This window comes from Moraxella bovis, assembly GCF_025985205.1.
Taxonomy (GTDB): Bacteria; Pseudomonadota; Gammaproteobacteria; order Pseudomonadales; family Moraxellaceae; genus Moraxella; species Moraxella bovis.
Genome location: NZ_CP087840.1, coordinates 834,828 through 846,690, shown reverse-complemented (window position 1 = coordinate 846,690; position 11,863 = coordinate 834,828). Strand labels below are relative to the sequence as shown.

General features: G+C 42.7%; 14 protein-coding genes. 5 read left to right on the top strand and 9 right to left on the bottom strand.

The window, feature by feature from the left end:
- Positions 1-157 precede the first annotated feature (157 nt).
- Positions 158-628 (top strand): Dps family protein, encoded by a 471-nt coding sequence (locus tag LP107_RS04270; RefSeq protein WP_029102466.1) that lies wholly within the window; start codon positions 158-160, stop codon positions 626-628.
- A gap of 93 nt (positions 629-721) precedes the next feature.
- Here LP107_RS04270 and folE read toward each other — a convergent pair whose 3' ends face one another.
- On the bottom strand, positions 722-1,339 hold the full coding sequence (gene folE, locus LP107_RS04265; RefSeq protein WP_029102465.1) for a GTP cyclohydrolase I FolE: 618 nt from the start codon (positions 1,337-1,339) through the stop codon (positions 722-724).
- A gap of 243 nt (positions 1,340-1,582) precedes the next feature.
- Between folE and LP107_RS04260 the strand changes: the two genes are divergently transcribed.
- Together LP107_RS04260 and LP107_RS04255 are read left to right on the top strand one after the other, a co-directional pair.
- On the top strand, positions 1,583-2,395 hold the full coding sequence (locus tag LP107_RS04260; protein WP_112742488.1) for an enoyl-ACP reductase FabI: 813 nt from the start codon (positions 1,583-1,585) through the stop codon (positions 2,393-2,395).
- Positions 2,396-2,526: 131 nt separating this feature from the next.
- Positions 2,527-3,237, top strand: coding sequence for a YoaK family protein (locus LP107_RS04255; protein ID WP_078273591.1), 711 nt, complete (start codon positions 2,527-2,529; stop codon positions 3,235-3,237).
- A gap of 270 nt (positions 3,238-3,507) precedes the next feature.
- Here the strand turns inward: LP107_RS04255 and scpB are convergent, their stop codons facing one another.
- The 8 genes from scpB to LP107_RS04215 all read right to left on the bottom strand — a co-directional run bounded on the left by scpB (position 3,508) and on the right by LP107_RS04215 (position 10,411).
- Positions 3,508-4,116: an SMC-Scp complex subunit ScpB gene (gene scpB, locus LP107_RS04250; protein WP_078273592.1), complete on the bottom strand. Its 609-nt coding sequence runs from the start codon at positions 4,114-4,116 to the stop codon at positions 3,508-3,510.
- A gap of 15 nt (positions 4,117-4,131) precedes the next feature.
- Positions 4,132-5,031, bottom strand: a complete 900-nt coding sequence (locus LP107_RS04245; protein WP_078273593.1) for a segregation and condensation protein A — start codon at positions 5,029-5,031, stop codon at positions 4,132-4,134.
- Positions 5,031-5,666, bottom strand: coding sequence for a nuclease-related domain-containing protein (locus tag LP107_RS04240; RefSeq protein WP_078273594.1), 636 nt, complete (start codon positions 5,664-5,666; stop codon positions 5,031-5,033). Before LP107_RS04240 ends, LP107_RS04245 begins: the two co-directional genes overlap by 1 nt.
- 10 nt (positions 5,667-5,676) lie before the next feature.
- Positions 5,677-5,853, bottom strand: a complete 177-nt coding sequence (locus LP107_RS04235; RefSeq protein WP_158079611.1) for a hypothetical protein — start codon at positions 5,851-5,853, stop codon at positions 5,677-5,679.
- Between the two features lie 9 nt (positions 5,854-5,862).
- On the bottom strand, positions 5,863-6,912 hold the full coding sequence (trpS, locus tag LP107_RS04230) for a tryptophan--tRNA ligase (RefSeq protein WP_264675915.1): 1,050 nt from the start codon (positions 6,910-6,912) through the stop codon (positions 5,863-5,865).
- A gap of 130 nt (positions 6,913-7,042) precedes the next feature.
- Complete coding sequence (locus tag LP107_RS04225) at positions 7,043-7,315, bottom strand: hypothetical protein (protein ID WP_078273596.1); 273 nt, start codon at positions 7,313-7,315, stop codon at positions 7,043-7,045.
- Between the two features lie 68 nt (positions 7,316-7,383).
- Positions 7,384-8,364, bottom strand: coding sequence for an LpxL/LpxP family acyltransferase (locus tag LP107_RS04220; RefSeq protein WP_244893639.1), 981 nt, complete (start codon positions 8,362-8,364; stop codon positions 7,384-7,386).
- A 103-nt stretch (positions 8,365-8,467) separates the two neighbouring features.
- Entirely contained in the window at positions 8,468-10,411 is a 1,944-nt protein-coding gene (locus tag LP107_RS04215; RefSeq protein ID WP_264675916.1) for an ATP-binding cassette domain-containing protein, read from the bottom strand.
- A gap of 78 nt (positions 10,412-10,489) precedes the next feature.
- Between LP107_RS04215 and LP107_RS04210 the strand changes: the two genes are divergently transcribed.
- Both LP107_RS04210 and LP107_RS04205 read left to right on the top strand, forming a co-directional pair.
- Entirely contained in the window at positions 10,490-10,705 is a 216-nt protein-coding gene (locus tag LP107_RS04210; protein WP_078273599.1) for a SlyX family protein, read from the top strand.
- Positions 10,706-10,855: 150 nt separating this feature from the next.
- Positions 10,856-11,767: an IS982 family transposase gene (locus LP107_RS04205; RefSeq protein WP_264676122.1), complete on the top strand. Its 912-nt coding sequence runs from the start codon at positions 10,856-10,858 to the stop codon at positions 11,765-11,767.
- The last annotated feature ends 96 nt before the right edge of the window (positions 11,768-11,863 follow it).

Genomic DNA, 11,863 nt, shown 5'->3' with positions numbered 1-11,863 from the left:
AATTAATAATTAATTTTATTTAAAAAAATTTATTTTTCATTTAAAATTCAAATTATAAAAATAATGATTATTTGCTTAACATTTTAAGCCCTTTTTGTTATTATGGTATTTGTTAGCACAGGCTATCATTTTTACAACCCAGTAGGAGAGAAAATTTATGAGTACCAATCAAATCGGTCTTGAAAAAGCAGAACTTACCCCCGTCATCAAAGCCCTAAACGCCCTACTGTCTAGCTACCATCTGTTTTATATCAACGTACGCGGCTATCACTGGAACGTCAAAGGCGAGCATTTTTTTACCCTGCACCCAAAATTTGAAGAGCTGTACACCGAGCTACAACTACAAATTGACGAAATCGCTGAACGCATTCTAACCCTAGGTGGCACGCCATTACACGCATATAGCGATTTTGCCGAGCGTTCTAGCATCAAAGAAAACAAAGGCGTGTTTGATGGTCGTGGCTGTGTAGAAGGCGTGGTTAAGGGCTTGCAAACTCTTATCGAAGAGCAACGAGCCGTTGCTGAGCTTGCCGAAGAAGCATCCGACCAAGGCACGTCCGACATCGTAACAGGCTACGTCCAAGCCCAAGAAAAAGAAATTTGGATGTATAACGCCTTTTTGGGTTAATCCAATCATTTACCCCATCATTTAACCCAAATAAAAAGCCCTTAACTTTGATTAAGGGCTTTTTGCCATGCCTGTTTATAAAAGTGAATAACATCAGCCAAACGCCGGCACACGCTTAGGAATGGCACTCAAAAATTCATTTCGGGCTTGATTGTCCGTCTCATACACCCCAAGCATACAGGTGGTGCGGGTGGTGGACTGTTGTTTGCCCACGCCACGCATCATCATGCACATATGGCTTGCGTCCATGACGACCGCCACACCACGGCAGTCTGTGAGTTCATGGATGGCTTGGGCGACTTGTTTGGTTAGGTTTTCTTGGATTTGTAGGCGTTTGGCATACATATCAACAATGCGAGCCAGTTTGGATAAGCCAAGCACCTTACCATTTGGCAGATAGCCGATGTGTGCCACACCAAAAAACGGCAAAATGTGATGCTCGCATAACGAATAAAATTCAATGTTTTGCACAAGCACCAAATCAGCATTATCACTGGCAAAAATGGCATCATTGGCAACCGTATGCAGGTCTTGATGATAGCCTGCCGTCAAGTCCCGAAAGGCTTTGGCGGCACGCATGGGCGTATCAAGCAGTCCTTCACGGCTTAGGTTTTCGCCACTGGCAGAGATGATATTGGCGTAGTTCTGGGCGGTGGCTTCTACATCAAAAGAAAAGGCGGAAGTGGCGTGGCTGTTGCAATGTTGGCACATGGTATTATCAAATAAAAATAAACGTGATATTATAGCGAAAAAGGCCAGATTTGCCAAATGGTTTGTGTGCTTTGCGGTGTTAATGGGTTATAATTTTTGCTTTTTAAATTTACCTTTTTAAAATAACCAAATTAAAACGAAAGGCGATTTCGTTAAAAGTTTACAATCGTTTCTAAATTTTCCCTATTTGCCAAAATCTGTGGTATAATGCTAACAATTTTAACTAAATGCGTGGAGCGACTGATGTTATTAAAAGGTCAACGATTTGTGGTAACGGGTATTGCCAGTAAGCTGTCGATTGCGTGGGCGATTGCCGAATGCTTGCACCGTGAGGGGGCAGAGCTGATTTTAACTTACCCCAATGACAAAATCAAAAAACGGGTGGATATGGCGGCCGAGACTTTTGGGGCGGTGGCGGTATTGCCTTGCGATGTCAGCTCGGATGATGAGATTACCAAATGCTTTGATGAAGTGGCTCGCATTTGGGACGACGGGGTGAACGGTGTGGTACACGCCATTGGTTTTGCCCCTGCCGAGCAGTTGGATGGCGACTTTACGGACGCCACGACTCGTGAAGGCTTTGCCATTGCTCATGATGTGTCCAGTTATAGCTTCGTGGCACTTGCCAAAGCCAGTCGTACACTCCTTGCCAAACGTCAAGGTTCACTACTTACTTTGACTTATGAAGGCAGCATTTCTGTATTGCCAAATTATAACGTCATGGGACTTGCCAAAGCCAGCCTAGAATCATCGGTGCGTTATCTGGCAAGCTCGCTGGGTAGAGAAGGCATTCGTGTCAATGCCATTAGTGCAGGTCCGATTCGCACGCTTGCCGCCAGTGGCATCAAGTCATTCCGTAAAATGCTGGACGTTACCGAAAAAGTAACGCCCCTACAACGCAATGTTAATCAAATGGAAGTGGGTAACGCCGCTTTATTCTTGCTATCGCCTTGGGCGAGCGGTATTACAGGCGAGATTTTGTTTGTGGACGCAGGGTTTAACACTGTCGGACTAAGCAGTGAGCTTATGGAGCTGGTGGCGGACGATACCGAGTAAGGCACGCCCAAGGTTTGTAAAATTTTGTAACATTTTAACAGCACACAATCAAGCACGTCTTGTGTTGTGTGCTTTTATTTTTGTCCAAAGTTTTGTAAACTAATTGGTTTGTTATCATTCATTTATCGGTCATGCAAAACCAACTTCCCACTTGGGTACTGTGTGGGGCGGTGGTGCTGGCATTTAGTGCTGGCATTTTGAACACAACCGCACTCATGGGGTTTACCCACGTTTCGGCATCACACGTTACGGGCAATATCAGCCTGCTGGCGGTAACATCCTTTCATCATGACTGGGAAAACCTGTGGCTACTGCTCGTGTCGGTAGGCTCGTTTTGGCTTGGCTCGGTGCTAAGTGGCATGATTATCGGGGGTAGCGAGCTACACATCAAGCGTCATTATGGCTATGCCATGTACTTAGAATTCGTCCTGCTCTGTGGCAGTCTGTGGCTGTATCTGTCGGGCAACGACTACGGGCAAATGCTCATCGCCATGGCGTGCGGACTACAAAACTCCATGGTGGCAACCTATCACGGGGCGGTGGTGCGTACCACGCATCTGACAGGGGTAACGTCCGATTTGGGGGCGACGGTGGGGCATTGGCTTGTGGGGCGAAAGGTCAGTCTTGCCAAAGTGGTGCTACAAAGTGCGTTATGGTGGGGATTTTTTGGCGGCGGCTTTGTGGCGGTGTGGCTATATGCCAAATATGGCTATTGGTCAATGCTCCTGCCTATTACCATTATTTTTCTGTCAGCAATCAGTTATGTGCATATGGAAAAATGGTTTCACCGCTCCGAGCGTATGATTAAATTCATGATAATAAAACGCAAAAGAAAAAGATAGGGTGGGGGTTTAAAAATTAATAGGGGAAATTTTAATATTAATTGTAAATTGATAATCAAAATATGATTAATTAAATACTTGCAATTTTAAAAATGTATTTTTAAATAAAATATTTGGGCGAATATAATTCGCCCCTACACATCCTATTTAATAATATCAAATTAAATTAAAAGAAATTAAAAGAAATTAAAATCAAATGATTTAAAAGAAATTAAGATAATAATTTATAAACAACCCAATATTATAAAATCAGTCATTTTAATATGAGCCCTACCCGTCCACTTTAAAATTTTCCAAATCAGGCAATTCGGGTAATTCTTTTAAATCAGTCAAACCAAATGCGTCCAAAAACGCTTTTGTGGTGTGCAATAAGGCAGGGCGACCCAACACGTCTTTATGTCCCTTCTCCATAATCCAACCCTTATCAAACAGTTGGCGTAAGATATGGCTAGACACACTCACGCCACGAATATGCTCAATGTCCGAGCGAGTTACAGGCTGTTTATAAGCGATGACACTTAGGGTCTCTAACAGGGCTTGGCTTAGGGTCTCTTGGCGTTCGGGGAACACCTGATGAATAATGCGACTGTACGAGTCCTTGATTTGCAAGCGATAGCCACTGGCGGTCTTGGCAAGGGTCAGCACGCTGTGCGACAAACGCTCTTCTAGCACCGCCAGTGCCACGTCAAATTCATCTTGGCTTATCATTAAATGCTTTTTTAAATCATCTGCTGTCAAAGGCGACTCGCTGGCGTGCAGTAGTACTTCAATATAGCGACTTAACGCTGTGGCAGTGGCGTGGGTGTTTTTGATGTCGTCAGCGATATTGTCGCTATCGCTGTTAGGTGTAAGCGTGGATAAAGGTTGGTTGTTTTGCATACGATTGCCTAATGATTAATGAAGCCAATATAAAGTCTGCTCGGACAAGTCAAAGCCGGTGTTATTGATGTTAAATAAAGGGTCTTTTTGCTTGCCTTTTTTGGACATGGGGGCGTCCATGACTTCAAGCTGAAAACTCTGGGCGATGTCCACATTTATCTCGCTTTTTAGCAGGGCGTCATCACCGTCAGCAAAGCCAATCAGCCCCCGTTTTAGAAGTTCAAGCACCGCCACAAAACTCACGACCACGCCCACACGCCCCTGCGTTTCATCGAGCAACTCGGCAAACGTGCCAGAACCTTGTTGGCTTAACATCAGGCTAATCTTGGCGATACGCTCAGGTAGTGGCACGGGGTCGGTCTTGATGTGGTGCATTTGATAATCAGGCTTGATTTGCATATTAATCAAGCTGTTGATGAGTATCTGGGGCGAGTAGCTTGGCAGTTCGGCTTTCATGGCTTCGCTACTAGGCAGGCTGGCAAATGCCAAAAACACATCACGTTCTAGGCGAATTAGGCTATCTAATCGGCGACTGGCTTCTTTGATTTGGGCATATTCTTCTAGCCGTCTGATGAGTCGTGCTTTAGGGCTTAGCTCTTCGCCTGTGATTTGTGGTTGGGGGAGCAAAAGTTCGCTTTTTATGGCGATGAGCGTACTTGCCATCAGCAAATAATCGCCCGCCAATTCAAAATAAGTATCATCAAGCTCTTTGATATAAGTCAAATATTGCTCGGTAATCGGCAAAATGGCGGTTTCGGTCAAATCAAAATTATTCTTTTTGACCAAATACAACAAAAAATCAAGCGGACCTGCAAATTGTTCAAGCCATATCGCAAATGCTTGGGGCGGAATATATAAATCATCGGGCAGGGCTTGGACTTCGGTGTTGTAAATGCGAATGGTGGTGTCGGTCATTAGTGTTTTTCCCTTAATTGTTTAAGGTGGGATTTTTTATTGTCATTGTTATTTTCAAGTTTTGTTAAATTAAGGATATTGATTAAATATTGAATTTCATCTTCACTAAATACAATTTCATCAAACGATAAAATATAATCAGTAAATTCATATAGATAGCACACATTGTCTGGGAAATGGCTTTTTAACTCGCACTCACCAGCAAAAACAACCACCGAATGAAAATTATCATGACTGACATTTAAAACTTTTTCTAAGGCTTTGATGTGGCGATAGTTTTGATGAAGTGGGTTTTGAAAAGGGTATTTTTTACCATAAACATTTTTTGTCCATTCTTTGTCGTGAGCTTTGCCGTAAATCCAACCTTTGTAATTTTTGGTTTCAATCACGAAAATACCAAATTTTGAAATATAAATGTGGTCAATTTGCGTCATACCCAAATTATCTTCAATCAAAACATCATGAAAGGCATGATAAATATCTTTTGGTAGAGTGCGATTGGATTTTATATTAACCAGTTTCTCGCCAAACCACCCTTTGAAAAAGGGTGATTTTAAAAAGGCAATGAGAAATAAAATTGGCAAAAACCATAAAAGTGGTTTGAGCGAATTTAAGAAAATGGGTAATATGTCCATTATTTTAACTTCACTTATGCTTTAATGCTTCAATTTCTTTTTGGTGCTGTTTAATAACCCGTCTGGCAGAATTTTTAATCAATCTATGTACCGCAGGATTTTGACTGTCCAAATCCATGGGGATAATTGGCTCAATTTCCTGTTTTTGAATGTCAGATTTTAAAAATTCTTCAAAAGAAATTCGCATGACTTCTCCTTATTTCAACTTCGCAAGCGGTTTAATCCCAATCGCACGTCTGGTTTTATCCAGTTGTTTTTGGGCGACACGGCGAGCCTTAACCGCCCCCATTTGCAAAATCTCTTCAAGCTCCTTAGGGTTTGCCATAAGATGAGCGTATTTTTCACGCATGGGAGCAATCTCACCGTCAATCTTATTAAACAAAATCTCCTTAGCTTCGCCCCAACCGATACCACGTCTATAATGCTCGGCAAGGGCATTTATCTCATCAGGCGTGGCAAAGGCTTTATAAATCTCAAAAATATTACACTCATCAGGATTTTTGGGTTCTTCGGGAGCTTGGGAGTTGGTTACGATTTGCCCGATTGCTTTTTTTAACGCCTTTTGTGGGTCAATGGTGGGGTTGCTGTCCCCAAAGAGCGGAATGGTGTTGCCATAGGATTTGCTCATTTTGCGACCATCAAGTCCTGTCAGTAGGGGCGTGTTTTCGTCCGTTACGGCAGTGGGGAGCGTGAACAGCTCTTTGTATTTAAAATTAAACGTCCCTGCAATGTCTCGTGCCATTTCAATGTGTTGAATTTGGTCTTTGCCGACAGGGACGTGCGTGGCGTTAAACATCAAAATGTCCGCACTCATCAGCACAGGATAGCTAAACAACCCCATGCTAATCCCAAAATCAGCGTCCGTGTCTTCTTTGGCAAGGTTCATATCCACGCTCGCTTTGTAGGCGTGGGCTCGGTTCATGAGACCCTTAGCACAAGAGCAGTTTAATATCCACGCAAGCTCGGGAATCTCGGGAATGTCCGACTGGCGATAAAAGGTAACTTTTTCGGGGTCAAGACCGCAGGCAATCCAAGTGGCGGCAATGGCACGGGTGGAGCGATGAATCTCATCAGGGTCAAAACATTTGATAATCCCGTGATAATCCGCCAAAAAGAAAAAAGCGTCATCATCGGAATCTTGTACCGCTTGAATGGCAGGACGAATCGCCCCAACATAGTTGCCCAAATGGGGAATGCCTGTGGTGGTAATGCCTGTCAAAATGCGTTTGGTGGTTGGTTCGGTCATGATTTTCTCTTAATGTTTAGTGTTAAATTTTATACTCAATTCAATCCAAAATATAAAAAATTAGCTCAATTCACATCAATTCTATATTTATATTTTGAAGTAAAAAAGATTATATGTTTTACAATGGTTTTTATAAACCTGCCTTAATGCGTTTATCATCAGCATTTAGCATTGCCATGATGCGTTTACTTTTCTCGTCAATATTTTTATTATCATCGACAACATCATTTTTTAAAAAATTGGCGTATTTGGCAATTTCTGGCAAAATGGATTTTTTGGTTGGTTTTTGGGCGGATAATAAAAGCACAGTATCATCATCAAAATCTGCCAAAATGTCATCATCAAGCACAATCAAGCGATGAGAGCCAAATTTTTCAACCAATTCTCTTGTGGTAAGTTGCATGGTTTTATCCTTATCAAAATGAACGTAAATTATAGCAAATTTTCTAAAAATTTTCTTTAAAAATAAGTTTAACCATAATAATCCATCCCATCCGCCTGTGTTTTAAACCGCCGATGAAACCACATCCATTGGGTAATGTCTTTTTTAATGTTATGTTCTATCATATCATTAATACGCTGTGCGTCCGCCACCTCATCATCGCTAGGGTAATTGTCAATGACAGGCGATAGGCTGATATGATAATGCGGACGTTTGCCTTTGGGGATATTATCAGGCGTTTGGCGAATCATGTCAAAGGCAATAAACATAGGCGGATTTTTTTTATTCGTGCTGGCAAATCGCCTTTGGGCGGTAATGGTTGCAGACGGCACACCAAAAAATGTCGCCATAACCCCATGCTCCAAGCCAAAATCTTGGTCAGGGCTATACCATATCACTTTGCCGTCTTTAATCCGACTGATGAGTTTTTTCATATCACGGCTGTTGATTTGTTCGTCAAAAATATGACGGCGACCATTATAAATAAACCACTCCAAAAGTGGGTTGTTTTGTTTGCGGTACATACAATCGGCAGGGAAAAACTGCGTACATAACCGCCCACCCAAATCTAATGTCGTAAAATGCCCACCCAATAATATCACGGCTTTATTTTCTTTTTGGGCGGTGATTAAATGCTGTAATCCTGAAATGCTAAACGTGCGTTTAAAGACATTGGGGTGAAACCATGCGTTTAGCGTCTCAAAAATACCAATGCCTTGATTGACAAAAACTTGTTTAGCGATTAGTACTTTTTCATCATCAGATTTATCAGGGAATGCCAAAGTTAGATTGGTGAGTGTATCTTTGACCCGTCTTTTGATAAGTATATATGCCAATTCGCCAATTTTTCTGCCAAGCCAAAACTGTATACGCAAAGGCAAATAAATAAGCGGTAAAAATATCATTAACGAAAACCAAATTCCCCAATATTTTGGCAATAAAAATTCCCATTGGAATACAGCTTTATCCGCCACGCTCGTTTGTTTGTGCGTGGCGGTCAAATCGGGCATTTTTTTAATGTCAATTTGTGGGTTATTTGATTGTGGGGCTTGGTTATCGGTGTGGCAATTACCCCCACAGCAGTTTTTGTTGCTCATTGTTTTTTGCCTGTGTTTATTTTACCAAATTTTCCAATTCGTCCCAACGCTCCAACTTCTCCATTAAAATCCCATCAATCTCCCCAAGTCGTTCACTGTATTGGGTTGCCAATGCCAAATCGCTAACGAATAGCGAACCGTCCACCAGTTTGTCATTTAGCTCGCTTTGCTCGTTTTCAAGTTCGGCAATTTCATTGGGCAGGCTTTCCAATTCACGCTGTTCTTTATAGGAGAGTTTGCGTTTTTGCTCAGGCTTGGACGTGTCGGATTTTGGTTTGTCGGCTTTGATTGTTTCTGATTTTTCAACTTTATCCGCTTTGAGTTTGGTTGGTTCACTCCGTGCTTTTTGGGTGAGATAATCTTGATAACCACCCACATATTCGTCAATCACGCCATGACCGTCCTTGTCCGTACCAAATACCCACGTCTGCGTTACCACGTTGTCCATAAAGGCGCGGTCGTGGCTGATAAGCAAAATCGTACCGTCAAATCCTGCAACAAATTCCTCCAAAAGCTCCAAAGTTGCCATGTCAAGGTCATTAGTCGGCTCATCAAGCACCAAGACATTGGCAGGTTTTAGCAAATTTTTGGCGAGCAGTACTCGGGCTTTTTCGCCCCCTGATAGAGCCTTGACAGGCGTTCTGGCACGGTTTGGCGTGAACAAAAAGTCCTGCAAATACCCCAAAATGTGCGTGCGTCTTCCGCCCACGTCCACATAGTCCGAGCCTTCGGAGACGTTTTCGGCAACGGATTTATCAAAGTCTAATTGGTCTTTTAATTGGTCAAAAAAGGCGATATTTAGGTTCGTACCAAGCTTGACTGTACCGCTCACTTTGGCAGAGTCATCAAGCCCAAGCACGGTGCGGATTAGGGTCGTTTTGCCCACGCCATTATTGCCGATGATGCCAACTTTATCGCCACGCATGAGCAGGGTTGAGAAGTTTTTGACCAGTATTTTGCCGTCATATTGCAGGCTTAAGTCCTTGACTTCACAGACGATTTTTCCTGATTTTTCGGATACGTTTTGGGTGAGTGAGACGCTCCCCACCACATCACGACGCTGCTTTCGCTCTTCACGAAGTGCCTTTAACGCGCGCACACGCCCTTCGTTGCGAGTACGCCTTGCCTTAATGCCTTGGCGAATCCAAACTTCTTCTTGGGCAAGTTTTTTGTCAAATTCTTCAAAGGATTTGGCTTCGCTGGCAAGCTCCAATTCCTTTAATTCTTGATAACGAGCATAGCCCTTAACCCCTTGCGTTACGTCATAAGTGGAGAGTTTACCCCTATCCAATTCCACAATGCGAGTGGCAAGATTGTCCACAAATTTGCGGTCGTGCGTGATAAACAGCACGGTCAAATTTTGCCCGAGCAGGTAGTTTTCTAGCCAATCAATACTCTCCACGTCCAAATGGTTGGTCGGCTCATCAAGTAGCAACACATCAGGCTTAACCACCAACGCCCGAGCGAGTAGGACACGGCGTTTTCGTCCGCCTGATAAGTCGGCAAGGCGGCCTGTGGGATTTAGCCCCATGTTGTCAAGCAAGGTGCGGGCACCCCGTTCTAGCTCCCAGCCGTGCAAAGCATCAATCTCATGTTGCACGTCCGTCATACGCTCGCAGGCGGTCATGTCGCCCGCTGTGCATTTGTCCGATAGGTCGTGGTATTGGCGAAGCAGGGTTGCCACTTTTTCATCGCCATTCATGACAATGTCAAGCAAAGTGCCGTCATCGCTTGGCACGTCTTGGGCAAGCATCGCAACACGCAAGCCGTCTGCGATGATAATCTCGCCGTCATCAGGGGTTTGCGTGCCGTCAATGAGCTTAAAGAGCGTGGATTTGCCTTCGCCATTTCGTCCGATGAGACACACCCGCTCGCCTGCATCAAGGCTAAAATTAACATGGTCTAAAATGGGGGCGACGCCAAAGGCAAGGGAGATATTTTTTAGATGAATGAGTGCCATAATTTATTTTCAATACGGATTTCCAATGATAAAATGGGGCAATTATAGCAAATTTTACACCTTAAAGGGGAAAATAAAATGACCGCCACCCACGCTGATATTACCGATTTGCAAATCAAAATCGCCTATCTTGAAAATACGGTAGATACCCTAAATGATGTCATCGCCCACCAAGATAAAACATTAAAGGACTTACAAGACCAATTAAAGCTCTTGTATAAATTCTTAGAAAGTCGTGATGATGACGGCATTGCTCCGTTTGATTTACTCGCAGACAGACCACCACATTATTGAGTAGGTAAAATAAAAAACGGTATTTAATTTATAATAATTATTCTTATTTACCCCACTCTCAACTAACACACCACAACAAGCAGGGTGCTTGAAATAAAAACAACATAGCCCAATCCAATGTTTCACCACAAAACAGTCTAGGAGTAAGCTATGTCGTATGATGATTTTATCATTGTTGTCTATCTTTTGGTAGAGGCTTTGTATCAAAATATTGTAACCAAACCTCTAAGAAGCAAAGGCTTTTTGCCTGCCTTGTCTGACACAGAAATCATCACCATGGAGCTTGTGGGTGAAAGTTTAGGTTTTGACACTGACAAGGAGATTTGGGCTTACTTTAAAAACTGCTATCAACACTATTTCCCCAAATTAGGCTCATACCCAAACTTTGCCAAACACTGTGCCAACTTGGTTTGGGTTAAAGACAAAATGATGAAGGTACTTGGCTCTTTGTGTATTCTTGACAATCAAGACAGCCGTCCCACTAAGCCTTATTTGATTGACAGCTTTCCTTTGCCTGTCTGTGTCTATCAAAGAGCAAAAAGACACAAATCTTTTAAGGGGGTTGGGAGCTTTGGTTATTGTGCCAGTAAGAGCGAACACTACTTTGGGTTTAAAGCCCATTTACTCACAAACCAAGACGGTCAAGTGATTGCTTACACATTAACACCTGCCAATACAGATGACAGACAGGTAGTGTTTGAGTTGACACAGTCCTTGCAAGGAGGGCAAGCCAGTTTGGTCTTTGGGGATAAGGGTTATTTATCCAAAGCATTACAAGAGGAACTTGCTAAGTTGGGGGTTGATCTACAAACACCTCTTAGGGATAATATGAAAGAGGATAGAGGTCAAGGTTTTGTGTCTTATCTTAAACGAACAAGAAAAACCATTGAAACCGTCATCTCTCAATTATCACAAAGATTTAATGTTCAAACCACCAAGGCAAGAGACTTGTGGCATCTGTCCAACCGTTTTATTAGAAAACTCTTAGCTCACAATCTTTGTGTACAAATCAACAAACAACTTGGCAATCCACCCTTAAGGTTTGAGATGATTTTAAGTTGAGAGTGGGGTCTTATTTGTAATATTTTATCCATAATTACAAAAATTTCTGATAAAACGGCAAAAAATAGTGATTTTGTGCGATTTTTGCTATTGCGT

Bases quoted from the DNA above. Each gene is read 5' to 3' on its own strand.
- LP107_RS04260 (WP_112742488.1), top strand. From the start codon at position 1,583: ATGTTATTAAAAGGTCAACGATTTGTGGTAACGGGTATTGCCAGTAAG.
- LP107_RS04220 (WP_244893639.1), bottom strand. From the start codon at position 8,364: ATGCCCGATTTGACCGCCACGCACAAACAAACGAGCGTGGCGGATAAA.
- LP107_RS04210 (WP_078273599.1), top strand. From the start codon at position 10,490: ATGACCGCCACCCACGCTGATATTACCGATTTGCAAATCAAAATCGCC.
- LP107_RS04270 (WP_029102466.1), top strand. From the start codon at position 158: ATGAGTACCAATCAAATCGGTCTTGAAAAAGCAGAACTTACCCCCGTC.
- LP107_RS04205 (WP_264676122.1), top strand. From the start codon at position 10,856: ATGTCGTATGATGATTTTATCATTGTTGTCTATCTTTTGGTAGAGGCT.
- LP107_RS04240 (WP_078273594.1), bottom strand. From the start codon at position 5,666: ATGGACATATTACCCATTTTCTTAAATTCGCTCAAACCACTTTTATGG.
- LP107_RS04255 (WP_078273591.1), top strand. From the start codon at position 2,527: ATGCAAAACCAACTTCCCACTTGGGTACTGTGTGGGGCGGTGGTGCTG.
- LP107_RS04235 (WP_158079611.1), bottom strand. From the start codon at position 5,853: ATGCGAATTTCTTTTGAAGAATTTTTAAAATCTGACATTCAAAAACAG.
- LP107_RS04245 (WP_078273593.1), bottom strand. From the start codon at position 5,031: ATGACCGACACCACCATTCGCATTTACAACACCGAAGTCCAAGCCCTG.
- trpS (WP_264675915.1), bottom strand. From the start codon at position 6,912: ATGACCGAACCAACCACCAAACGCATTTTGACAGGCATTACCACCACA.
- LP107_RS04215 (WP_264675916.1), bottom strand. From the start codon at position 10,411: ATGGCACTCATTCATCTAAAAAATATCTCCCTTGCCTTTGGCGTCGCC.
- LP107_RS04225 (WP_078273596.1), bottom strand. From the start codon at position 7,315: ATGCAACTTACCACAAGAGAATTGGTTGAAAAATTTGGCTCTCATCGC.
- scpB (WP_078273592.1), bottom strand. From the start codon at position 4,116: ATGCAAAACAACCAACCTTTATCCACGCTTACACCTAACAGCGATAGC.
- folE (WP_029102465.1), bottom strand. From the start codon at position 1,339: ATGTGCCAACATTGCAACAGCCACGCCACTTCCGCCTTTTCTTTTGAT.